The 25,529-nt window shown below is 43.7% G+C and carries 21 protein-coding genes and 1 riboswitch; of the genes, 4 read left to right on the top strand and 17 right to left on the bottom strand.

Annotated elements, in window-relative coordinates:
* Positions 1-150: 150 nt before the first annotated feature.
* The 10 genes from ACTXGL_RS04015 to ACTXGL_RS03970 form a co-directional block, all read right to left on the bottom strand.
* Positions 151-1,149 carry an NADP-dependent oxidoreductase gene (locus tag ACTXGL_RS04015; RefSeq protein ID WP_443525043.1) on the bottom strand — a complete coding sequence of 333 codons (999 nt, stop codon included), beginning with the start codon at positions 1,147-1,149 and terminating at the stop codon, positions 151-153.
* Between the two features lie 140 nt (positions 1,150-1,289).
* Positions 1,290-2,045 carry an endonuclease/exonuclease/phosphatase family protein gene (locus ACTXGL_RS04010; RefSeq protein WP_443525041.1) on the bottom strand — a complete coding sequence of 252 codons (756 nt, stop codon included), beginning with the start codon at positions 2,043-2,045 and terminating at the stop codon, positions 1,290-1,292.
* Between the two features lie 247 nt (positions 2,046-2,292).
* Positions 2,293-3,210, bottom strand: coding sequence for an ABC transporter ATP-binding protein (locus ACTXGL_RS04005; protein ID WP_443525537.1), 918 nt, complete (start codon positions 3,208-3,210; stop codon positions 2,293-2,295).
* A 15-nt stretch (positions 3,211-3,225) separates the two neighbouring features.
* A complete protein-coding gene (locus tag ACTXGL_RS04000; RefSeq protein WP_443525039.1) occupies positions 3,226-4,167 on the bottom strand; it encodes an ABC transporter permease in 942 nt (313 codons plus the stop codon).
* Positions 4,168-4,239: 72 nt separating this feature from the next.
* Complete coding sequence (locus ACTXGL_RS03995) at positions 4,240-5,265, bottom strand: ABC transporter substrate-binding protein (protein ID WP_443525037.1); 1,026 nt, start codon at positions 5,263-5,265, stop codon at positions 4,240-4,242.
* A gap of 119 nt (positions 5,266-5,384) precedes the next feature.
* On the bottom strand, positions 5,385-7,220 hold the full coding sequence (atzF, locus tag ACTXGL_RS03990; protein WP_443525036.1) for an allophanate hydrolase: 1,836 nt from the start codon (positions 7,218-7,220) through the stop codon (positions 5,385-5,387).
* Between the two features lie 79 nt (positions 7,221-7,299).
* Positions 7,300-10,953, bottom strand: coding sequence for an urea carboxylase (gene uca / locus ACTXGL_RS03985; protein ID WP_443525034.1), 3,654 nt, complete (start codon positions 10,951-10,953; stop codon positions 7,300-7,302).
* A gap of 59 nt (positions 10,954-11,012) precedes the next feature.
* Entirely contained in the window at positions 11,013-11,642 is a 630-nt protein-coding gene (locus ACTXGL_RS03980) for an urea amidolyase associated protein UAAP2 (RefSeq protein ID WP_443525535.1), read from the bottom strand.
* 229 nt (positions 11,643-11,871) lie between these two features.
* Positions 11,872-12,636 carry an urea amidolyase associated protein UAAP1 gene (locus ACTXGL_RS03975; RefSeq protein ID WP_443525032.1) on the bottom strand — a complete coding sequence of 255 codons (765 nt, stop codon included), beginning with the start codon at positions 12,634-12,636 and terminating at the stop codon, positions 11,872-11,874.
* A 45-nt stretch (positions 12,637-12,681) separates the two neighbouring features.
* Positions 12,682-12,795: riboswitch (guanidine-I (ykkC/yxkD leader) on the bottom strand.
* A gap of 642 nt (positions 12,796-13,437) precedes the next feature.
* Positions 13,438-14,550, bottom strand: coding sequence for an AOC03_06830 family ribosome hibernation factor (locus ACTXGL_RS03970; protein WP_443525030.1), 1,113 nt, complete (start codon positions 14,548-14,550; stop codon positions 13,438-13,440).
* A 559-nt stretch (positions 14,551-15,109) separates the two neighbouring features.
* Between ACTXGL_RS03970 and ACTXGL_RS03965 the strand changes: the two genes are divergently transcribed.
* From ACTXGL_RS03965 to ACTXGL_RS03950, 4 genes are all read left to right on the top strand, one after another.
* Positions 15,110-17,305, top strand: a complete 2,196-nt coding sequence (locus ACTXGL_RS03965; protein ID WP_443525028.1) for a M3 family metallopeptidase — start codon at positions 15,110-15,112, stop codon at positions 17,303-17,305.
* Positions 17,306-17,563, top strand: coding sequence for a YheV family putative zinc ribbon protein (locus ACTXGL_RS03960; protein WP_443525026.1), 258 nt, complete (start codon positions 17,306-17,308; stop codon positions 17,561-17,563).
* Positions 17,564-17,740: 177 nt separating this feature from the next.
* Positions 17,741-18,292, top strand: coding sequence for a hypothetical protein (locus ACTXGL_RS03955; RefSeq protein ID WP_443525024.1), 552 nt, complete (start codon positions 17,741-17,743; stop codon positions 18,290-18,292).
* A 29-nt stretch (positions 18,293-18,321) separates the two neighbouring features.
* Positions 18,322-18,885: a hypothetical protein gene (locus tag ACTXGL_RS03950; RefSeq protein WP_443525022.1), complete on the top strand. Its 564-nt coding sequence runs from the start codon at positions 18,322-18,324 to the stop codon at positions 18,883-18,885.
* Positions 18,886-19,036: 151 nt separating this feature from the next.
* Here ACTXGL_RS03950 and pnp read toward each other — a convergent pair whose 3' ends face one another.
* The 7 genes from pnp to ACTXGL_RS03915 all read right to left on the bottom strand — a co-directional run bounded on the left by pnp (position 19,037) and on the right by ACTXGL_RS03915 (position 25,371).
* The gene (gene pnp / locus ACTXGL_RS03945; RefSeq protein WP_443525021.1) at positions 19,037-21,139 is read right to left on the bottom strand and encodes a polyribonucleotide nucleotidyltransferase; all 2,103 of its coding nucleotides are present in this window, start codon (positions 21,137-21,139) and stop codon (positions 19,037-19,039) included.
* A 746-nt stretch (positions 21,140-21,885) separates the two neighbouring features.
* Complete coding sequence (rpsO, locus tag ACTXGL_RS03940) at positions 21,886-22,152, bottom strand: 30S ribosomal protein S15 (protein ID WP_045443035.1); 267 nt, start codon at positions 22,150-22,152, stop codon at positions 21,886-21,888.
* 348 nt (positions 22,153-22,500) lie between these two features.
* Positions 22,501-22,671 (bottom strand): hypothetical protein, encoded by a 171-nt coding sequence (locus ACTXGL_RS03935; protein ID WP_443525019.1) that lies wholly within the window; start codon positions 22,669-22,671, stop codon positions 22,501-22,503.
* Positions 22,672-22,787: 116 nt separating this feature from the next.
* A complete protein-coding gene (locus ACTXGL_RS03930) occupies positions 22,788-22,949 on the bottom strand; it encodes a hypothetical protein (RefSeq protein ID WP_443525017.1) in 162 nt (53 codons plus the stop codon).
* Positions 22,950-23,004: 55 nt separating this feature from the next.
* Positions 23,005-23,529: a type 1 glutamine amidotransferase domain-containing protein gene (locus ACTXGL_RS03925; protein WP_443525015.1), complete on the bottom strand. Its 525-nt coding sequence runs from the start codon at positions 23,527-23,529 to the stop codon at positions 23,005-23,007.
* Positions 23,530-23,877: 348 nt separating this feature from the next.
* Entirely contained in the window at positions 23,878-24,972 is a 1,095-nt protein-coding gene (gene truB, locus ACTXGL_RS03920; protein ID WP_443525013.1) for a tRNA pseudouridine(55) synthase TruB, read from the bottom strand.
* 9 nt (positions 24,973-24,981) lie between these two features.
* Positions 24,982-25,371, bottom strand: coding sequence for a ribosome-binding factor A (locus ACTXGL_RS03915; RefSeq protein WP_319050745.1), 390 nt, complete (start codon positions 25,369-25,371; stop codon positions 24,982-24,984).
* Between the last annotated feature and the right edge of the window lie 158 nt (positions 25,372-25,529).

Raw genomic sequence — 25,529 nt, 5'->3', positions numbered from 1 at the left:
CAAGGGGCGACTACAGGGGTGTTCTGTTGTCCAACATAAAACTTTCGTATGATTTATTAAGTCATCAGTTGGTTTTATTAGGTTTCAACAGAAATCCCATTACTAATAAACCTGACTAAATACTGCCTAATACTCGAGCGATCTTGACATTCAATCAGCAGCTGACAAGACAATTTTGCCAAAAGAATCGCCTTTTTGTAGCTCATGGTGAGCGGCAACGACTTCAGATAATGGATAGATCTTTTGAATCTTCAAAATCAGCTTACCATCAGCAACTTGCTGTAAAACACGTGCCATATCTTCACCGTTACGTTGCGACTTATAACCTGCCACGTTTAGGTTTTTTTGACTGCCGGCTTCTTTGAGCTTATCTACCCAAATGGTGGGTAATACATAGACATGACCTTCAGGCTTCATCACGCTAAGTGCGCGTATCCCTGCATCACCGCCGACCAAATCTAACAGCACATCCGCTTGCAGCTCAGGAAAATCCTCATCCTTGGTGTAATCAATCCAGCCTGCCAGCTTAGATACCTCTATCAACTCATCAAGCTTAGCGTACTTTTCTGGTGAGCAAATAACTGTTACTTTGATATTATCTTGCGCCACTTTGTTCATAAGTAATTGAATCAATAAATGACCAACGCCGCCTGCTGGTGCATTAATTACCACGTGCTCGCCTGCTTTTATATCCGCAAAATCTACAAACTGTAATGCGGTTTGACCAATACAAGGCAACCCCCCCGCTTGCTCCAGCGTGACACTTTCTGGTACTTTTGCAAGCAACTTGGCATCTACTGCGGCATATTGTGCATAGCCACAACCACTAAAGCTCAAAGCAGCCACTCTATCACCGATAGCAAACTGGTCGCTATTACTGCTGACGACCTCGCCTGCTACATCAAATCCTAAAATTGCAGGCTGGTCATTGTCGAATTTTTCTGTTTGGATAGCAGTCGCTCCCCACCCTTTACCTTGCCGCGTCTTATAGTCCACAGGGTTGATACCAGCATAGGCAATTTTTATCAATACTTGCTCATCGGCCAGCTCTGGTACTGCCACACCATCTTGATATTGCATGACTTCAGGCTCACCAAATTCGCGTATGAGTACTGCATGCTGAGTGTTCGGTATTTGATTATTAGACATCGTTATATATCCTTATATATTATCGGGCAATTTATTTTTTACCCATTTATTGACTAGCACTTTATGTAATCGAGCTTTTCTTACAGAAGCTTTGTTTGATAGCGCGTTTCTCATTGTTTTTTTGGTACGGTAATGCTGTTTTATGGCAAGGCCAATTCTGCGCTAATCGGTAGATGGTCTGATAGTGCCGACCAAGGCTTACCAGTGTGTACCCACGCATCTTTGACTATCAAATTACGCACATAGATACGATCTAGGCTGAGTACTGGCAGTTTTGCTGGAAACGTCGGTAATAGTTTACCGTGACAATCCTTAAACGCTTCTATCATACCCAGCTCGGTCGCAAGCTTGTCACAAGACATCTTTTTCCAGTCATTAAAATCACCTGCCAATATAAGCGGCTGATCAGGCGCGATCTCATGTCGCACATAGTCGCTGATCGCTTGATACTGTTTGATACGATCACGCTCAAACAAATTGAGATGCGCGCATAATACAACGACCGGTCGCTCCCAACCATTAGGCTGTACTTCACAGTGTAAGACGCCGCGTTGCTCAAGTTTATTGACGGTAATATTGACGTTGTGTTTTGGATCTAACGGGAATCGGCTTAATACGGCATTGCCATGATGACCATTCTCGTATTCTGAGTTTTTACCGTAGCTGTTTTCTAGATCTAAAAACTCACCAAACCATTCATGCTGCGACTGATTTGGGTATTCGTTGTATTGCATGTTGCGCTTTAGGTTCTGTCCCTGCACTTCTTGCAGACACAGTATATCTGCACCGACAGCCTCTAGCGCTTTGGCAATACCTTGCATTTTTACTTGGCGGTTTAGTGGTGACATGCCTTTGTGAATATTGTAGCTGGTCAACACAAAAGAGTTGGTAGTCATAAATTTGTTCGTCATAAATAGATCAGCAAGCAGATGAATACGCTACTGAGTATAACAGCAGTCGTATTTATCAGCAGCAGTTAATCAGAGATAACTCGTAGTAGTATTGCTAAGCAAAACCGATAAACCCATCACAGCTTTTGTGACTAATGATAATAGAGCACAACCGCTGCGCTATATGGCTAGCAACGATTGTGCAGGTTAGAACGGAGACCGAACACTGCCTTTTTCAACTTAAGACAAATAGCTATGTTACGGATTTGTGTTTGTCCAAAGGGGTCATGCGCGGGATATCTGGCATATCTGTCAATGCAGGGTCAATGACAGGTTGTGGGTTATGAACGATGCTATTGATACGTGCTTTTAGTTGTAAAAAACGACTGTCTGTCACAATATCGGGAGAACGAGGCCGTGCGAGCGGTACTTCAATAATCTCTTGAACCTCTCCTGGATTTGCCTTGAGTACCACGATACGATCTGACAGTAACACCGCCTCATCCATATCATGCGTAATAAATACGATGGTAATATCAATATTACGCCATAGATCTAGTAGATGCTTTTGCATTTTTTGACGTGTATAAGGATCAAGTGCACCAAATGGCTCATCCATGATCAACACCTTTGGCTCGTTGACCAGTGCGCGCGCAATCGCAACACGCTGCTTCATACCGCCAGACAGCTGGTGTGGATAGTGGTTTTCGTACTTAGTCAGTCCGACCACATCTAGCCACTCACGGGCACTACGCTCTGCGCTCGACTTACTACGGCCACCCATGATAGGACCAAACATCACATTTTCTTTGACTGTTTTCCAAGGAAATAACGTATAGCCTTGAAAAACCATGCCACGGCTAGCACTTGGGCCTTTGACTTTTTCTTTATCAACGACTACCTCGCCGCTAGGATACGCATCTAAGCCTGCAACGATACGCCCCAGTGTTGACTTGCCGCAACCAGAAGGACCAATCACACATACAAACTCACGCTCATAGATTTTTAGGCTGACATCTTTCAATATTACTTTTTGGCTACCACCTTGATCGAACGACTGTGTCAATTGCTCAACTTGCAACACTACATTTCTCTGATACAAAGCTTTGAAATAGTCAGTGGCACCGCTATGGGTGGTGCGAGCACTATGTGTAGGGACGGAAGAGACCATATCGTTATTTATCATTTAAATACTCGCTTTCCATTTGAAGAGTTTTTTACCGAGCTGGTACAACAAGATATCTGTACCTAAACCGATAAACCCAATGAGTAGAATACCTGCATAGACGTTATCAAAATGCTGGTAGCGGGCTTGTTGCACAATAAACCAAGTAATACCTGATGTCGTCCCTATCAGTTCAGCAACAATCAAATATGTCCATGCCCAGCCGAGTAGAACACGCAGGTCTCGATAGACGTCGGGCAAGACGGCAGGCAGCAGTACATAAAAGAAACTTTTTAGTTTGGTCGTGCCTAGCGTGTAGCCTGCCTCAATCAAACCAAGATCCATGGTACGCGTGGTATTTGCAATGATTAGAATCTGTTGAAATAGAGTCCCAATCACGATGATGGCAATTTTTGGTCCATCGTAGATACCAAGCACTGCCACGGCCAAAGGTCCAAATGCGGGTGCTGGTAGATAGCGAAAGAACTCTACGAAGGGCTGAGTAATTTGTGCAATTTTTTGAGAAAATCCGCACAGCAGCCCTAACGGAATACCGACGATAGATGAGATAAAAAAAGCGATAAATACCGTACGGATACTCTGCCAGAGACTCTCATGTAACCACGGCCCATCCGCTTGCGCAGGCGGGTTGACGAAGGCAGTGACCATCGCTGTGGCTACCTCATCCGGTGCTGGCAAGTAGACAGGATTGACCAGTTTTCCTTGCGGTGGTGCTGCATCAGAGGCCATCGCATCTTGTGCTTCGCGGTAAAATACCTCTTTATCAATGCGGCTACCCTCTTGTAGATAAGTACTCGCGCCAGCATCGGTAATCTCAACTTGTGGATGCCAGATAAAAGGAAGGTAGCTGACCGCACACCATAGTAAGATCGGAATCAAAAATGAGAGTACATTGAGCCCAAGAGTGGTTTTCTTGGTTAGATATGTGTTGATATGACTCATGGGCTACCCTCTAAAACGATGATGAAGACTCAACAACCACTGCCTTTGCAATAGATAAAACGGCACTTATCCTTACTGATTAATCAAGTCAGGATAGATCAATTTATCGATATCAAGCTTTTGATCATAAATCTGATTGTCAATATTGAACTGATTGACATGATAGCTAGATCCATAGATAGAGCTGAGCTCATCAGATTTTGCAAAGATTCTCTTGTTATCTTCAAGACCCATCAGTTTTGTCCCATTCAAGAAGGCACTATATTGATCAGCAGGCACGTTGACCTTGTTAGACATAATGCTAATCGCATCATCTCTAGTCGCTGGATCATTGATATAGTTGACGACCTTGCCCCACACTTGGATGATTTTGGCGTACTCTGCCTTGTGCTCAGATAGGCTGGCGGGACTGACGGCTAACGTGTCATAAATAAGACCCGGCTTATCCGCTGAGGTATAGATAGCCTTTGCACTTGGCACATTTTTTAGGGCTTGATTGGCATTGGGTTGCCAGATGGAGACGGCGTCAATACTCTCATTTGTGAAGACTTGTGGTAACTCGTTTGTGGTGGCATTGACCAGTGTCACATCAGCCTCTGTCAACCCGTTATCGGCCAGCGCGCTATTGAGCAGCAAATGATCTACCAAGCCTTTTTCAACACCGATTGATTTGCCTTTTAGGTCCGCTATGCTAGTGACCGACGGTTTAGCAATGATCTGGTCATTACCTGCTGAATAGTCGTTAACCAAGATAATAATGCCCTCACTACCACTCGCAGCGTTGACTAAATTGTCGCCATTGGTCACAGAAATGGCGTCCAGCTGATTAGAGGCAAAAGCAGATAACGAAGCAGAATAATCAAACCATTTAAATTCAACATTGACGCCAGCTTCATCAAACCAGCCTTTATCAATTGCAATCTGCCACGCTACCCAGCCAGGCCAATCACTGTAACCGATAGAGATTGGTTCGTCATTTGAGGCAGTGACTTTTTCTGGTGCTGCCTCCCCTTCAGGTGCTGATACGGTAGCCGTGTTGTCACAACCAAATAGCATAAAGCTTGAGAAAACCGCAAAAGTAAATAAGCGTCGATTCATGAGTCTTGCTCCTTGAATAAAGACAGGCCCATTATGGGAATGTCCGTTGATTATTGTTATGCAATACCATGAGAGATATCGGCATTGCTTGCGTTACTGTTTTCGGATAATGATTAGAGTTATTTGATATAAGTTACGGACTCTGATTGTTCAGCTATATAAGATTTCCAACCACCAAACTCGGTCACATTCGTACCACCTTCAAATCCGTACTCTTCACAAATAAAGCTTTTGACCCAGCGTCCATCTGCCAATTCGACATTGCCGATGCCTAATGGTGCAGGCACTTCGTTGACGATGTCACCAAATTTTGCTTTGGGGATTCGCCAGACTTCTACTGCAATCGAGCGTCCTTCGTCATGGCGTCTCAGTCCCGGTTTGGCAGGTGTCGATCCTGCCAATGCAAAGAGCTGATAGGCATGTGCCGTTTGGGTTTGCTCAGACAATACACCGCCTCTATCGGTCAGCTGATAGTTGAGTGGCATACCACTCAAATGCGCACCAACCACTGCTAGTGCTACACTACTATCACTATCATCTGTGCTCAGTGGAATAAGCGATTGTGGTTGATTAGATTGAGCGGTTTGGGTTTGAGAGGTGCCGGAGTGATAATGATGGTGAGAGGTTCCCATTGGTATATCCAGAGCGGTTTGCCATTGATGCCCAAAGTTGGCTAAGGCTTCATCATGCCAGCCCATAGCGATAAAGGTCACACCGCGTGGCAGGCCATCTCTAGCGATTAGATTCGGCAACGCCAACGCCGACAAGTCCGCTAGATTCACAAAATTAGTATAAGCACCCATGTGACTATTTTTCGTTAACGGGTCAGCATTGACCGCATCGATGGTATAGATGGTTGGTGCGGTTGGCACCATTAAGGCATCAAATTTAGATAGCGTTTGTTGAATACGGCGACTTAATGCAGCACGAGAATACTCAGCACTCATCGCATCAACCGCATTGTAGTTCTCAGCTTGACTGATGATTTGGCGAGTGACAGGTAGTAGCGCATCGCGCTCGACGAGCTGATCAATGGCAAAGGTGCGTTCACTAACCCAGCTGTCGTTATAAAGTGCATCTGCTAACTCATTGAAGACGGTAAAGTCTATCGGTGTGATCTCATAACCCATCGTCTGTAGCTGCGAGATGGCTATCTCAAAAGCCTGCTCTGACTCGGTATCGCCGTAAAACTCTAAGGTATCAGGGATAGCAATTTTGCCAAGACTAAAGGCGACTGGCGCAGTGGCAGGATGGGTACGACTGTAATCATCCTCTTTATCGTAGCCTTTCATTAGCTGAGCTACTTGCCACGCATCATCAACACCCAGCGCAAAAATAGAAATCACATCATGTAATCGACACGCTGGAATGAGACCCGTACTGGAGAACCAGCCTTTTGTAGGCTTCAAACCCACTATGTTGTTGTGACCCGCAGGTACACGTCCAGAGCCTGCCGTGTCCGTTCCTAATGCAAAAGCCACGATGCCATTTGCCACACTGACCGCAGAGCCTGAGCTTGAGCCACCACTGATATAGTCAGGATTGAAACTGTTGGCCACCGCCCCATAAGGTGAGCGCGTACCTACCAGTCCTGTCGCGAACTGGTCAAGATTGGTTTTGCCGATGACGATAGCGCCTGCCGACTTGAGCTTGGCAATCACATGTGCGTCTTTGTCAGCCAAATACAAAGGATCTGTACATCCTGCCGTGGTATGAAACCCTGCCACATCGATGTTGTCTTTTACCGCAAACGGTATGCCGTATAGCGGTAAGTCTTGGGAGTTTTGCGTGGCGATACTGTCAATCTGAGCGGTCAGCTGCTCAGGAGTCGCAATCTCAATCCAAGCATTATTATCATTACTAATACCCGCCACATAATCTAATAGATCACTTAGCTGGGTCGTTCCTTCGGCATAAGCGCTTTGCCAATCTTTGATCGTCCAATTCTTTTGCATAGTTGCTCTCTCTATTATTCTTCGCCATTTTTATCGTTGTTTTGCTATCTCACTATCGGCTAGATGAGTCCGTACAGCATCAGCTTTCTTCGTGTATGTCTGAGTCTGCCACCAATGTCTCGTGAGCAGTAATGGGTGCAAGTACAAATAAAGGCTGCTCGGGTTTCACTGTAGTACCAATCTCAATTTCAATACTCACCACCTGCATCGCAACGGGTGAGACAATTGGTATCTCAATTTTCATAGCCTCTATGATTGCTAGAGTCTGCCCCTCATCGACTACATCACCTACCGCGCAAGAAATCTTCCAGACACTGCCCATCATATGAGCTTTAACGACTACTCCGCCCTCAGGTACAGAGACCTCTGATGATACTTCTACCGCGTCGATATCTTCGCCAACATACTGATCAAGTCCTTGCTGCTTCCAGCGTTGTCGCTCTGCATCAAAGTTGGCTTGCTGCTGATCTTTGAACGTCTGAATACTATCCTTGTTTTCACTCAACATCTCGTAATACTCAGCGAGGTTTAACACACTATCCTCAACCTCAATAGATAGTTCACCTGCTTTAAAGGCAGTTCGCATTAATAACAGTTCTTCTTCACTAACTTCATAAAAGCGAATTTGATCAAAGAATCGTAGCAGCCATGGTTTTTCGGCTTCAAAGCTTGGATGTGAGCGATAGCGGTTCCAGATTTGTAGCGTCCTACCGACGAACTGATAGCCGCCTGGGCCTTCCATACCGTAGATGCACATATAAGCGCCACCGATACCCACCGCATTCTCTGGTGTCCATGTTCTGGCAGGATTGTATTTGGTAGTGACCAAACGATGTCTGGGATCGAGCGGTGTGGCAACAGGCGCACCCAAATAGACATCACCAAGACCCATAACCAAATAGCTGGCATCATAGACAATATCTTTGACCGCTTGGGCAGAGGCCAAGCCATTGATACGTCTGATAAACTCGATATTATCGGGGCACCAAGGTGCGTCAGGATAGACAAGTTGCTGATACTTCTCCGTTGCTAGCTTAGTCTGAGAGTCAGCCCACGCCATGGGAAGATGGACAATTCTGGACGGTACTTGCATATGTTTAATATCGGGTAACGCGCTTTCTGCTTGCTTGAGGATTGCCAGCAGTGCTGCCTGTGGCAATTTCAATGAATGGTAATGCACTAATAGTGAGCGAATACCTGGCGTCATATCGATAATGGCATCGATATGCTGTGCTTGTAGGCACTCCATCAATGCCTGGACGCGGAAGCGCAGTTGCAAATCAAGCACCTGCTCGCCGTACTCAATCAATATATAGCTGTCTCCAGCAGGACGATACACCACTTTTGGTTGGTCATTATTGATGGGTAAAGTGTCTAATATGGCTGTTTGCAATGTTACTTTTTCTGTATGAATAGGTAAATCATAATCCACCAAATCACAGTGATCAGCCCGTAGCATGTCATCGTAACGCTGATGTAGTTGTGCAGCTTGATCGTAGCTGACAGGGACAAACTGCACTCGATCACCTGCTTTGAGCTGTCCCATTTTCCAGCGCTCACCTGCGACAATGACGCTTAAACACACAAAGCCACCGAGGCTTGGTCCATCAGGTCCTAGAATGATCGGCATGTCACCTGTGAAGTCAATCGCACCAACAGCATAGGCATTGTCATGGATATTTGAGGGGTGTAGCCCTGCCTCGCCGCCATCTTCACGCGCCCATTCAGGTTTAGGTCCGACCAGACGGATACCAGTACGGCTAGAGTTGTGATGGACATCCCATTCATGCTCAAAGAACTGCGTCACATCAGCATCCGTAAAGAAATCTGGCGCGCCATGTGGTCCATACATAACCGCGATTTGCCATAGTCCATTAAACGCCGGTTGCTGGGCAGCAGGTAAGGCTTTAGTAGCAATGGACGTATCGCACTGTACAACGGGTAGCATGTCGCCGATAAGTAAGTTACGACCTGCATGACCACCAAACTGACCTAAACTAAAGGTCGCTTGACTGCCTAGATACTCAGGGACATCTATGCCACCTTTGATAGCGATATAGCTTCGGCAACCTGAGGTGATATTGCCACAAATGAGTTTTTGACCTTTACGTACAGGAATGGTTTGCCACATTGGTTGCTCTACACCATCCAAGGTACAGGCCATGTTACCGCCAGTAATAGCAATCTGACTGTCGCAATGGAACAATAAAGTCGGTCCAGTAACCACGCACTCAAGACCTGCAGTGTTAAATGGGTTACCCAACAGCTGATTGCCCGTATTGAGACTCAGACCATCTATCGCACCTGATGGAGGTACGCCCACATCCCAGTAACCTTCTCGGCCGAGTACATCTTGTACGGCCGTCTGTACGCCCGACTGCAACACTTCGATTTTTTGACTGAGCCATGTAAAAGTGTTCAAAAACCTTGTAGTCTGCTCGCCTGCATAAAATGTCTCTGAAGCCACTATCTGCTGCAAATACTCAAGATTGGTTTCAAGACCTGCCATACGTGACACGGCCAAACTTTGGCTCATTTTCTCCAGTGCTTGCTTGCGATCAGGTGCCGTAACTATTATTTTTGCTAGCATCGGGTCATAAAAGGCTGATATTTCACTGCCTGTTTCTATCCAAGTTTCAACTCGAGCGGCTGGGTCAAAATAAGCATCCGTTAAAATCCCCGTGCTTGGTTGAAAGCTTTTGACAGGGTCTTCGGCATACAGACGCACCTGAATCGAATGTCCTAATGCGCGCAGTGGCAACTCTGGCAACACGAACTCGCCTGCAGCCAGCTCAATCATCCAGCGTACTAAATCCACTTGATAGATTTCTTCTGTGACACCATGCTCAACTTGCAAGCGTGTGTTCACTTCCAAGAAATAGAAGTCTTGCGTCGACACATCCATCACAAACTCCACGGTACCAGCAGAGCGATAGTTGACCTGTTGCATGAGCTTAGTCGCCACCGCTTGTAGGTTTTGTCTTTGTACGTCTGATAGTAAGGGCGCTGGCGTTTCTTCAATCACTTTTTGATTACGACGCTGAATAGAACAATCACGCTCTCCTAAGGTGATGATATTACCTGCCCCGTCACCAAATACTTGCACTTCGATATGGCGAGCATGCTCTACAAATTTTTCGAGATATAGCCCAGCATCACTGAAGTTGCTTTGTGCCAAATGATGCACAGACTCATAAGCATCTTTTAGTTCGACCTCATTCCATACCAGACGCATGCCGATACCGCCGCCGCCTGCAGTGCTTTTGAGCATGACAGGGTAACCAATACGCTCGGCCTCACGTAATGCTTCGTCCACATCTTGTAGCAGCTCGCTACCGGGTAACAATGGCACTTGGCTGTCAATGGCGAGCTTACGAGCTGTATGCTTGAGCCCAAAGCTCAGCAGCTGCTCAGAGGTTGGCCCAATAAAAGCGATTCCAGCATCACTGCAGCGATCACAGAATGCAGCGTTTTCTGATAAAAACCCATAGCCAGGATGAATGGCTTCTGCGCCTGAATCTATCGCTGCTTGCAATACTTTATCCATATTCAGATAGCTATCACTGGCAGGACCCGAGCCGATGTTTATGGCTTCATCAGCCTGACTGACATGTAGTGAGCCTCGATCTACATCGGTATAGACAACGACTGAGCCGACACCCATTTGCTTTAAGGTACGTATAATTCGGCAAGCAATAGCACCGCGATTGGCAATCAATACTTTTTTAAACATCACAACTTCCTCAGCATTCTCATTAATAGGCAGTATCGTCTTGTTCGAAAATCGCTTACTTACTCATAAATCACCAGCTCAATGGGCGTGGGGTTATAGCCGTTGCAGGGATTGTTGAGCTGAGGACAGTTCGATATCAGGACAATCATGTCCATTTGAGCGGTGATATCGACGTATTTACCAGGGGCTGAGATACCATCATCAAACGCCAAACTACCGTCAGGCGTAATAGGTACGTTCATAAAGAAATTGATGTTTGGTCCGACATGACGTAGGTTCAGATCATATTTTTGAGCAACTGAATGCGTTGCTAGAGTATGCATAAAGTTGTTACGGCAGCTATGCATGGGATAAGTATCATGAGCGTAACGCACGGTATTGCTCTCACATGAGCATGCACCGCCCAACGTATCATGACGACCACAAGTGTCATCTGTGATAGTGGCAATAACTTTCCCTCTATTAGTGAATAGCTGACTGCCCATCTCCAAAAACAGCTTTTGATTTTGTGCCAAGGTATCCGTGGCACTATAACGTTCAGCCGTATCAGCACAGCTGATAAACAAGGTATCGACTGCCTGATTGCCTTCGGCATCTATAATGCGCAAGGTCTGGTCTTTCTTAACCTCGGCCATCCACCCCTCTCCAGCAGCACACGTTTCACGCAGCTTGATCTGCTTTAGATCCATTGACTCTAAAGTTGTTGTGGCTGGATTTTGCGTATATTCATCGTTATTTTTAATATCATTATTAATTGTCATGAGTCTGCTCTCTTAGTTATTATAAATAGTTACTATGAATGGTTATGGACGTAGGTATGGTGCTCACGAACCTATAGAGTCGTTTTACCAGTCAAAAATTAGAAATTGATAACCACTTACTTAATAAATGCCTTCGACTATCGAACACTGCCTGTCGTTAGGCGTTCGTATAGTCGCCAAAATAGCGTGCATTGTTTTCAAACCCACGTTGGTTTTGCGAGCAGGAGTCACGACAAATATCAAACTCTGCCTTCGACACGATAGGCGCTGCCTGCTGAATGGTTAGTTCAATATCAGCTGGATCATAGATGTCTGATGGATCAAGTGGATGCGGGGCGTTACAGATGAATACTAAGCAATTCATCTCAAACCGTAGGGCGATAGATTGGTTGGTGTTGTCAGCAGCGATATAGGACAGCTGCCCTTGTAGATCGGGGATGACTTTGGAGAATAAATTGACCGTTGCCGTAAGATCGCTCTCATTTAGCGCAAACTTCGACATCTCTGTTAGTAGTCCGTCAAGACCATTTTGATAGCGCTCGTTACGAGCATCTTGGAAGGTTTTTTTGCCATATTGTGAGCTGATCATAGCAGCGGTGCTAGGGCCACAAATAGCATCGTTCCAGCCATGGTCATCGCTGATAATAGAGGCCAGCACTCGGCCCATATCGGAGTAGAGTACGTGACCTTCAGATAGGTATAAGGTGTGTTGTGCTTTTAGACTATCTGGCATGTTGAAGCGTTCAAGCTTCTCATCAGCATTAACCACATATAGGCTAGCATTGGCATTGGCTGCCATTGATTTGAGCGTTAATACAGTGTTTTTGTTGATACGTCCACACCAATGGTGGCCACCTGGTAGAGGCATGGTGAAACGGTCTGAATATGAACTATCGGAAGTAGTGATTGAAACGGATGACATAAAAAACTCCACAGTTATGAGCTTAAGTGAACAGTGTCACTTAGAGTCTCCCGGGCTTTTATCCCTCCGTGTAGTTCTTTCGAACCGCCATCTCTCGGACCAGTCATATAGTTTTAGAAAGCCTTCCTCTACTATATCGGAACCCTAGACGGCATTTTTTTAGCTCTTAGATTAATAGCATACGGTAGTTAACCGTGTACTATTAACTCTGCAAGCGGTATGCCAGTCATTATCCATCACTATCGATTTGGCTCTTATTTTTCGCACAACTTAAAATTAGCTCACTAAAAAATTCGCTATATTAGTCGTATTTCTCCAAGATAAATTTACTTCTAGGGACGCTTATAGCCTAATACATATAGGCTGAGTACATAATAGCAAATTCGATACTCTCCTAAAAATAGGGCTCTGATATGATTGGCAGTAGCAGTTCATAAAAGATAGAAGTTAGTTACTAGGTAAATTAAAAAACGCACTATCATAGAACATCGTGCACCATAATGAGAAATATCGCTCTATTCTGAACCATGCTAAGTATGCATCGATACTTAGCTTTATCTGCGATAATTTGACTGTTAGAAAGTGAAAAATAGCAAAAAGCACTGACTCAATATGAACCAGTGCTTCGAATCCGTAACCAATATAGTGTGTACTCATGGACATGAGTAATAAGCATGATAAAAAAGAGCGCTGGTCCATATAGAACCAACGCTCTTGTATCGTAATTGCTTATTCCCGATAGCTTATCTATGGATAAGCATCGTTAATAAAATATGCCTGTTTGATTAATGACCTGTTTAATTAGTAACGAGTTACCAAAGCAATAGGCTGATCTTCACCCATGATATCTTGTGGCATAAACACCGCTTCACCACCATTATGAATGACGTGCTCGATAATTTCACCAACTGCATCGTCAGTGACACCTTCTGCAGTGACATCGCTTGCAAGACTTAGGGTTTGAGCTTTTTCATCGATCTTGGCAGATTGTATATAACCACGGCGCACATAAAGAGTCTCGCCAGCACCTTGGAACGCGCTACGATATACTTCCTGCAAGTCAGTTTGCAACATATTGGCACCGCGAGCTTTATCGATTTCACCCAATGCTGCTTTATGCAATGATGTACGGTAATCTTCTACAGCGTCTTGTACACTGTCCACGATATGCTGGGCACTACCATCTTCTAAATTAGTAGCGTTCGATACCGTGGCAATGATGTTGTCTGGACGATCACACACTTCTTTATAGTAACCGATGTTTTTTGCGTCGCCAACAATTACGAGTGGCATTTTGTGCTCGCCCCACAGCTCTTGCACACTTTTATCAACTTGGTTGAAGTACTCTTTAAGATGGCTGCTTTCGTTATTTGATGAACGATCCGAGCTACCATCACCCGTTGTATACAGTCCGTTGTTCTCTACAGGGAACTGAATATTTTCCATATTGTTTTGCGCATCGTCATCTTTGTCAAACTCTCTGATGACACGGTCATTAGAAGCTTCGATTAAACGTGCTTTGTCACGGGTTAGAATTACTGTGTAATAATGGACAGCGCTTGCCATGTCACGTACCAAATCGCGCGTCGCGAAGCTATCTGAGATTACCACGCGTTCTGTTGTGTCAATTGGCATACGGATAACTTGTACATCATCAGTACTGGCAAATATAGCTAGGGTATCGAGGTTGTAATTATGATTTAAGTCGTTGGTCTTGGCATGAATGTTATCCAAGATAATTGTCGCTGTGCTCTTGTCATACTCTTTATTCAGACGATCTTCTACGACTTTTAACTGATTTTTGAGGGCAATAGGATCTTGTTCGTTAGCAGGATGTGCTCGGTGAGTCTTCACAAAAATACTCACTGCTGGGTTCGCTTTGGTTTCACGTAAACTTTTGAGAGTCGCTTTCATATAGTGCTCCTTGTTTTATTATCATTTACTTTCGATTTTATATATTTTCTTATTAGTACAGCGTTATGTTGTTTTACTCTATGCCATACTTAGCGATGGTTTTATCAGTATAATCACAAAATATAGACTGCTCATAAAAAACTGCTAAAGCCATTTGCTGATCATCTTCTGCTTTTCCATGTTGTACACACTTTATATGTGCATAATTTTTGAATTCCTTTGTCTTAATCCTAGCAGCTGCTCCTCACTCTCTGTAGGGTTAAAATGCAAGCAAATGATAGCGCTTTGTAAATAGAGCAATCTGTATTGTTAAAGACAGACATCGTCTCAACCAACTGTCTTCTGAACTCTACTGACCATATCATGTACTCATACATTGAGCGCGCGCTCAGTTTGTGCACACTCAGGTTGTATTTTTATGAAACGAACCCATCTTTTATATAACTTATCTATAAATCGTAGACTATAAAAATAGCCGTGCATTACAGATTGAAACCGTAACGAGTGCGATCTGATACGACAGTTTGCTCTATAACAACCATTAATATTGGATACTTTTATGACTATTCCTTCTTCAGACTTGCGCCTTGTCGACTTTGCCGATGCCGCGCCGCACACACTACAGAACCAAGTCGTTGATGCTATCGATGAAGCCAATAATTTTCTAGATAACCTTTCGGCAGTGACGGACGCTACCAGCGTAAGTGCTGAACAGGCATTGGCAGACGTCATGCGTTTTGATCATATCAATCTGGCGCTAGATCGCAGCTGGGGTATCTTGTCACACCTCAATGGCGTGATGAGTAACGACGAGATTCGTCATGTCCATCATGAGCTACTGCCCAAGCTCTCCGCTTATGGCACGCGAGTTGGTCAGCATCAGACGCTCTTTAGTCGTTACCAGACTATCGTAAATGACACAGATTTCTTTGCGACACTTGAGCCTGCACGTACGCGCGCGATCGAACTGGCACTGCGCAGTTTTGAGCTATCAGGGGTAGCACTGCCTAAGGTAGAGCAAGAAAAATTTGCTGCTATCCAAAGTGAGCTATCTACCTTGTCTGCAACATTCTCAGATCATATCTTAGATGCGACCCAAGCATTTGTATTGCCTCTAGCAGACTCACAGCTGAAGGGTCTAACAGAAAGTGGGTTGGCACTATTGGCAGATGCAGGCGAGCAGTATAAGGCACGTGAGCTTGACAGCGATAACCTCAGCCGAGCTGATGTGGATGCGCTCCCTACTCCTTATTACGTGGCAACGCTAAATATCCCAGTATATTTGGCAGTTATGACCCATGCTGATGATCGCAGCTTACGTGAGACGCTGTATCACGCCTACGTCACGCGTGCTTCTGAGTTTGATACTCATACCAATACTAAAGGTGAGTCGCTAAATAATGCCGACATCATGAGTCAAATTTTGACATTACGTGAGCAAAAGGCCAAATTATTGGGCTTTGACAACTATGCTGAAGTATCCCTATCGACCAAGATGGCAGATAGCGTCTTGGAGGTGGAAACCTTCTTACGTGATTTGGCTGCCAAAGCGACTCCAGCTGCCAAGGCTGATTTGGCACAGCTACAAAAATGTGCGCAGGATTATGGTATTGATGAATTACAACCGTGGGATAGCGCTTATATCGCCGAAAAAGTAAAGCAAAGCGCGTTTAGTTTATCGCAAGAAGAGATCCGTCCTTATTTCCCATTGCCAAAAGTAATTAGTGGTTTGTTTGCTATTGTTGAACGTCTATACGGTATTACGGTACAAGAGCAAGACTTTGATAATACTGATACTGATGTTCCCTCTGTCTCACGCTGGCACGATGATGTGCGCTTTTATCAGCTGTTTGATGCCGATGATCGCTTGATTGGCGGCTTTTACTTCGACTTATTTGCTCGCAGTGGCAAGCGTGGCGGGGCATGGATGAGTGGTTTTCAGTCTCGCTATAGCTATGAAGAGCAAAACCACACACAACTGCCTGTCTGCTTCATGGTAGGCAATTTCACACCAGCGCTTGATGGCAAACCAAGCTTGTTAACCCATGATGAAGTATTGACTCTGTTCCACGAGTTCGGTCACGGCCTGCATCACTTATTGACCCAAGTTACCGTCGGTGATGTCGCAGGTGTCAATGGTGTCGAGTGGGATGCCGTCGAGCTGCCTAGTCAGTTTATGGAAAACTGGGCGTGGGATGCTGAAGGCATTGCGCTTATCAGTAGCCATGTCGAGTCTGGTGAGCCATTGCCTAAAGATAAATTGGATGCGCTATTGGCGGTAAAAAACTTCCAAAGCGGTCTACAGACACTGCGTCAAATCGAGTTTGCATTGTTTGATTTACTGATTCACGCTCATACCCCAGCCCTTGATTACGATGGTATCTTAGCAACACTCAATGCAGTACGTAGCGATATCGCTATCATGCAGACGCCTGACTATAACCGTTTTGCTAATGGCTTCAGTCATATCTTCGCGGGTGGTTATGCGGCGGGTTATTACTCTTATAAATGGGCAGAGCTATTATCAGCGGATGCTTTTAGTAAGTTTGAGGAAGAGGGTATTTTTAACCCAGCAACTGGTAAAGCTTTTCGTGAGTCTGTCTTATCCGTTGGTGGTAGTTTCCCAGCCAAGACCAACTTTGAAAACTTCCGTGGTCGTAGTGCCAGTATTGATGCTCTACTACGTCACAATGGCTTTGTCGATACTAAGAACATCGACGCTACAAACGACCAGACGACGCACGAGGTTATCTAAATGCGCTATCAGTCATCTAAACCCAAGCGTCGATTTTTGGCAGGAGTGCGTTGTCCAAAATGCCAGGAGATGGACGCGGTAGTACAAGTCAATATTGTCACGCCAGCGCCAGATGAGTACATTGAGTGTACCCAATGTGGACATTCGGAGCATCGTCCTGATCCTGATGCGATCAGTGCCAAAAACCATTTGGAGGATAAGCTTACTCGTGATGCCATGACTACAGGTACTAGCGGTACCGTAAAGTTCAAACCTTAATTGTTGAAAACTGGTCGCTTAGTGCTAACTACTCAGCAATTGTTTCAAACAGCGTACCTATGTATTACTCACTCATTGTTTCATGGTCTATTAAGCCTATCTATCAATAGATAGGCTTTTTATTTTGAGTTTGCTATAGTATGTCTACTTATAGTCTTGACATAAATCGATCATAATATGAACCGTAAACAAATGCGTCCTTTATCTACCAAGTCTTCTAGAGCAACCTCTGCAAAAGCTGGCCGACGAGTTTGGATTACCCTTATTTTTGCGTTACTACTTGTCGCTGTGGCTTACTTTATTTGGGCAAAGCCTCAACCAGATCCTGTCTTACCTATTAGCAAATCACCAACAATGGCTGAGCAAACTGAGGCCGCTAAAGCCGCTTCAAATTCAAAAGACATGACCAATGATGAGCACGATATTATCATTGACGATAGCGAAGACATGAATGAAAGTGTCATTTTAGATGGGAGTGCAAGCACTGAACTACCCAGCCCCGCCGCTATCTTAAACGCGCCTATACCAAAGACTGACAGCCTAGCAAAAGAAGAGATTGATCGTTTAGAAGATGAGCGTAAGCGCTTAGCTGAACAAGAAAAGCTGGCTGCTGAGCAATTAGCCATGAGCAAAAAACTCACCGATATGAAAGCAGAAGAGATCGCCCTACTCGAACAGCAAATAGCACAGCTAGAAGCAGATGGCGCTGGTCAAACAGAGCCACAATAAAAACAGCATTTCTGATAAAGAGGCTTAGGATGGCGAACCTGCGACTTACGCATGCGTCTATATTGAATAGTAGAGCACAACTGCTCATATTACCTGTCAATAACGCTGGCGTTCTTTTGGACCCTGTCCTTGCACGAGCCAAAACCTTGTACCCTGATAACTATCATCGCTATCATCGTGCTTGCCGTGATGGTAGCTTAAATGTTGGCAGTTGCTTACTGCATAAGCGCATGCGTGAGCAAGCAGGTCTGGGTATCAGTAGTAATGGCAATCAGCCAAGCTATATCGCTAACCTTGTAGTATCAAATCATCCATACCATCCTGCGCGTACGCGTTGGTTCACCACTGCCTTGATTGATCTACAACAGCAGATGATGCCGCTCATACGTTATAAAGGCATACGCAGAGTTGCACTATTGGCACGTCCACTTATTTTTGATAATCCACGTGATACTGCAACTCACCAAAGTACTGAAGCAAATTCTCTGCCTCTAGATTGGCAGACTGATACATTGCCATTACTGACTACCTATTTACAAGACCTACCAAAGCTACGTATCGATGTGCACGTCCCAAAAAGCATCAGCTTATAAACAGACTATTACTTATAAACTGACTGTTACTTATAAACTGATTATGAATTGCTCAGTTATCGTTTTTAAAGATAAAAAAAACCGCCTTGAAATACTCTTTATGAGTACTCAAGGCGGTTTTTTTGGGTCAAACTACATCAAATACTGAGCCTTAGTTTTGCTCAACACCTTTCATAGTAAGTTTGATACGACCACGGTTGTCAACGTCTTGTACGAGTACTTTAACGACTTGGCCTTCTTTTAGATAGTCTGATACATTTTCTACGCGCTCTTCTGCGATTTGTGAGATATGCACTAGACCATCGGTGTTTGGTAATACGTTAACAAATGCACCAAAGTCTACGATACGAGCAACCGTACCTTCATAAGTTTTACCAACTTCAACTTCAGCAGTTAATGCTTCAATTTTACCAATAGCGGCTTTGGTAGCTGCTTTGTTTTCACCAAAGATACGAATAGTACCGGCATCATCAATGTCGATAACTGCGCCAGTCTCTTCAGTCAACTGACGGATAGTTGCGCCGCCTTTACCGATAACATCACGAATCTTATCTGGATTGATTTCGATAACCGCGTAGTTCGGTGCATGAGCGTTGATTTCAGTACGGCTCTCAGGCAGTACTTGATTCATTGCGTCCAAGATGTGGATACGACCAGCATGTGCTTGCTTAAGCGCCTGCTCCATGATGTCAGGAGTGATACCTTCGATTTTGATATCCATCTGTAACGCTGTGATACCGTCTTTAGAACCAGCTACTTTAAAGTCCATATCGCCTAGATGATCTTCATCACCCAAGATATCTGATAAGACAGCAAAACGCTCGCCTTCTTTAACCAGACCCATCGCGATACCAGCAACTGGTGCTTTTAATGGTACGCCTGCGTCCATCAATGCCAAGCTTGCGCCGCAAACAGACGCCATAGAAGATGAACCATTAGATTCAGTAATCTCTGATACTACACGGATCACATATGGGAAGCGTTCGCTATCTGGTAGCATTGCTTGTACACCGCGACGTGCAAGGCGGCCATGACCGATTTCACGACGTTTTGGAATACCTTCACGGCCCGTTTCACCAACTGAGAAATGCGGGAAGTTGTAATGCAGCATGAAATGGTCACGAATCGTGCCACCTAATGAGTCAATCATATTGACATCACGGCTGTTGCCGAGCGTAGTCGTAACCAATGCCTGCGTCTCACCGCGAGTAAACAGTGCTGAACCATGCGTGTATGGCAACACACCAACTTGTACGTCAAGCGCCCGAACTGTCTCAGGATCACGACCATCGATACGCGGTTTACCTGACAAGATATTGTCACGAACGGTACGATATTTAAGGTCATTATAGATTTCTTTTAGCTCAGATACGGTATCAGCATAGCCTTCTGACTCAGCATCACCAGCAAGTGCATCAATAATTGATTGCTTAATTTCGTCAAGCTTAGTGTAACGCGCTTGCTTATCAGTAATGGTATAAGCGTCAGCAACTTGCTCGCCGAACTGCTCTTTCATGCTGCTAGTAAGCGCCTGGTCACGCTCAGGTGCAGAATACTGCTGCTTAGTAGTACCAATTTCTTCAGCCATTGACGCGATATTATCAATAACGATTTGTTGTTGCTGATGGCCATATAGTACCGCACCTAGCATCTGGTCTTCTGATAGCTCTGCTGCTTCAGACTCAACCATCAATACCGCAGATTTCGTACCAGCGACAACCAAGTCTAGATCACTACTCTCAAGCTGCTCAGACGTTGGGTTTAGAACGTATTCACCATTGATAAAGCCAACACGAGCAGCAGCAACAGGACCATTGAATGGCGCATCAGAGATAGCTAATGCCGCTGAAGCACCGATTAGTGCAGCGATATCTGCAGACTGAGTTTTATCTGATGATACAACAGTCGCTGTGATTTGGATTTCGTTTACGTAGCCTTCTGGGAATAGCGGACGAATCGGACGGTCAATCAAGCGCGAGGTTAAAGTTTCAAATTCGCTTGCACGGCCTTCACGTTTGCCGTAAGCACCTGGAATTTTACCCGCTGCATACATTTTTTCTTGATAGTTTACGGTGAGCGGAAAAAAGTTTTGACCCTCTTTAGCCTCTGACTTTACGACTGCTGCAACTAATACTGTTACGCCACCCATGTGTACTAAAATAGAGTTTGCTTGACGAGCCATACGGCCTGTCTCGATAACAACTTGCTGGTTACCGTACTGAAATTCACGCTTAATGGTGTTAAACATTGTCATATAATCTTCCTAATGTTGACCGACAAAAGTGATATCAGCAACCTAATAAGCTGATATCTGTCATTAAAATTCTATGTATATGGCTACTACTGATTGACACTCTTTTTCTAAAAACTCATCTCAATCACTGCCAATAACGTTAATTGGTTATCTCTTATATCTGTCTGTGTTAGACATCGTACTATCATATATATTCGGTCGTGCAATTTTGACTTTACTATAAATACTATCAAAAAGGCGTCAAGTCAAAAGACTTTGGTGCTAAAAATCATACAGGTTACTCTTGCACTCACAGTTATCGGATATCAATTGTCAGGTATTTGCTCAGTTAATCAACTTATAAGTTAAGAGACTACTACTTTTAGATAATCGCCATGTATGAAGTAGATATGTTGTAAAAGTCACAAAGCATTATTTTACAGTGATTTGGAGCCATTGACCAATTAATTGCAAAACACAGCGACTATCAATAGAAAAAATTCGATCGTATATACATTTCGTGCTGTTTTTACTAAAGCTGCTGTCTACACTGCGCGTCTTACCTAATGATTTACGAGATTATCTGAACCTGTCTTATAAAATGAATAAGCATAAAAAAACGGCGTGAAACTATTCCACACCGTTTTATAAAAATCTATATTATCGATAACAACAAACAAGTCCCGAATGGTCTAACGAAAACTTCAAGATTGTGCCATATAATGGTGTCTTTAGTTTTGGTGGCCCCTCGTGATGTACCTGTCAGGTTAACGACGTAGACCCAACTGGCTGATAAGAGTCGTGTAACGACCAAGATCTTTACCTTTTAGGTAATCAAGCAATTTGCGACGTGTGTTAACCATACGGATAAGACCACGACGGCTATGGTGATCAGCTTTGTGTGCTTTGAAATGGTTCTGCAAATCATTGATACGAGCACTCAACAAAGCTACTTGAACTTCTGGAGAACCAGTGTCATTTTCGCCACGTTGGTATTGAGCGATGATTTGTTCACGATCGGTATTAGTTAGCATAAATATCTCCGGCAATGCTAAGAGCTTTAGAACGGACTACAATTTAAGTCGGCTTTAAAGCAATAGAATAATAAATAAAATAACTTGTACGCCATTCAGGACAACCCTGCATTACTAGAGTTGACCTAGTGTACGACAAGCTCAGTTACAGATAACAATCATTTAATAAGCCTAAACTCCTGCATATTGACTTCCTACCTAGTTTTAGTGCTGGGCAAGATACAATGTACTGTCTAGAACCTAATTTAAATGTGAGGATGATTATAACAAAAAACCGCTGAACTAGCAGCAGTTTTTAATAATACTTGTAAGTCTAATCGTCTATCTAGCAAAGTTACCATTCATTTGCTACTTAACGTCGTTTTCCTTAGCGTTACCGCCCAACTCGTCATCTTCGAGTGGTGCCGTAGTTGCCTCAGCCAAACTATCAGGCGTCTTATCTTCTCTAGGATTGATATCTTCTGAGAGCTTTGCAATTTCTTTTTCTTGCTCGTCCATGTTATCTACTGAATTACTCATATTAACTCCTAAATTATTGTTTTTAAATTTCGTGATTGCTAATGTCTACTTGTTTGATAACTAAATGAGTATCAAAAAAACAGCGCCATTCAGATATGAATGACGCATTAAATATACTACTTATGTTCTTTAGCGTTCTCTAGATTATCTGCAATACGGTCTGCTGCAGCATCGCTATCTTCAGTATGATTATTTTCAGTTTGGCTTTTAAGAGCAGCATTCGCTGAGTCAGAACGCTGTTGCTCAAGTTTGGTATCGTTTGGGTTAGAGTTTGACATAGTATTTCCTTAATTGTAGTTATAAATAGTTGAAATAGATTGATCCTTGACCAAATTAAGACAATGCTTTATCGATCGCATCCGCAAAGTTGCCAATATCATCCGGATTACGTGAACTGATCAAATTGCCATCGATTTGTACTGTTTTGTCTACGTAATTAGCACCTGCGTTTTCTAAATCAGTTTGCAATGATTGGTAAGAAGTAAGCGTTTTGCCTTTTGCAATGCCTGTATTAATAAGTACCCAAGGAGCATGACATATTGCTGCCAATGGCTTACCTGCATCATTGATAGCATTAATGATACGATGAGCTTCTTCGTTGCCACGTATTGTGTCTGCGTTCACTGTACCGCCTGGTAATACCAATGCGTCGTAATCTTCAACGTTCGCTTCTCTCGCAAAGATATCAGCCGTAAAGGTATCGCCTTTATCTACGTCCTGCTGCATGGCTTGAACTTCTTTGTCTTTGTTGGTAGTGATAAGAAGCGTCTTATAGCCTTTGTCTTTTAGTTTATTATTAACTTCTTCGTACTCTGCTTGCTCAAAATTGTTATGTAGTAGAAAAGCAATCGTTTTCATAATAGTCCTTACTATCTATAGTTATTTGTTTTCTATAATTATTTTGATTTTATGATCCAGCTGATTATTGCGCTGTGTTATTGTTCGTTCTTATTGTCTATTGTTATAAAATCTTTTGGTTCGTGTTTTTATAATGCTGTTTATTTTAGTTATTATTTTCTATTATTATGGTTTTTTCGTTTTATTTTTCTGCTCAGCTTTCCCTAGCTGGTGTATATAATGTACAAAAAAAACAGGTTTCACCATAGGTGAAACCTGCAATAAAATGTGACGGTATGTGATTAGTGTAAACTATTAGTAAAGCGAATGAGTTCTGGCTAATGGTTTGTATACAAAGTGATATCAGTATTAGCGCTGGATAAGTTTTTTTGGTTGTAAGCGCCCATTAAGACTGACAGCTCCCAACCCAAGAAACTCTCCTTGTTCATTGAGTAGACGTATATCAACAGGTATCTCATGTGCTAAGGGCTGATAAGACTCGAGGTCAGCGTCGCCTTCTTTATCGATTTCTAGATCAGCGTCATTAGTGCTAATAGCATTATCATTAGTTATTTGATAAGAAACCTTATTAGAAATGTAGTCCCTGAGTTCTCCGTTTAGCTCATCAAATACATTCAAACGTTGGCCCATATGTACACGAGCACACTGCTCTTCTGTGAGCGTTAGCTCAGCATCGATATTGATACAGGCATCGATAGGTAGTAACCAAGACTGACGTTCTTCTAAACGACACTCTTCTAACGATGATAAGGCGATAGATTCATCAATAATAAACTTACCTACCTTTGTACGGCGCAGAGCAGTCAGATGCCCAAGCGTACCTAGACCCTTTGCAATATCTTCCGCGAGTACACGCACATACGTACCTTTAGTACACGTTACTGTTAAGCGGATCTGCTGATCATCAATCACATTCAGATCGATCGCTTTAATGGTAATATCTCTCGGTGGCCTATCAACCTCAATACCAGCACGGGCGTATTCGTAAAGTTTTTTGCCATCTTTTTTCAGTGCTGAATACATTGGTGGTATTTGCTGCTGCGCACCCAAAAATTGCTGTGCGATACTCGCTAATAAGTCTTCGTCAAACTCTGGAATAGAGGCTTGTTCGATGATTTGTCCATCAGTATCACCAGTATCCGTTTGGCTACCAAGCAGAATAGTTGCTTGGTAAGATTTATCGGCATCCAATTGATAATGACTGAACTTGGTGGCTTCACCCAAGCAAATGGGTAATAAGCCTGTTGCCATTGGATCAAGCGTCCCTGTATGACCTGCTTTTTTGCTGTCATGCATAGGTGACTTAAACAAATACTTCACTTTAGAGACGACTTGCTGTGAAGTCATGCCATGAGGTTTGTCCACCAAAATAACACCCGACACTTTTATTTTATCAGGCGTTTTATTCGTTTTTTTATCCACTTGTTTGGACGCTATAGACATAATTATAATTTACTCATCATTCTCGTTTTGCTCAGTTTGAGTGACGGCTTTACTGATCAAGTCCATCATGTAATTACCACGAGCTGTCACTTCATCATAATGAAAACGTAGACGCGGGGTAGTACGTGTCTTGAGGCTATGGCTCAGCTCAGTACGCAAAAACCCTGCTGCTTTGTTGAGCACTTTGATACTATCTTCATGATTGGTCTTAGTCATGGCATCGTTGAGCTCAGGCTCCATGATGGTGACATAGACATCAGCATAGCCTAGATCTGGGCTGACTTTGACACTAGAGATTGTGACAAAACCTGTTAGACGAGGATCATTGACTTCATCACGGATAAGAACAGCAAGCTCACGCTGAATCTGATCGGACAAGCGTTGTAGACGTTGGTTCATGTTATTACCTTACTTTAATGATACTTATTTTTATTAATAGACTTATCAATCAATTTAGTACGAATACTTGTCAAAAAAGGCCTAGCAGGGTGTACCTGTTAGGCCTATGTACCGCTAGATATTTACGGAGTATTCGACATGCTTAGCGAATGTCGCCT

This window comes from Psychrobacter sp. T6-6, from assembly GCF_052258185.1.
Taxonomy (GTDB): Bacteria; Pseudomonadota; Gammaproteobacteria; order Pseudomonadales; family Moraxellaceae; genus Psychrobacter.
The sequence above is the reverse complement of the archived record's forward strand: the minus strand, read 5'-3'. Positions and strand labels throughout refer to the sequence as shown.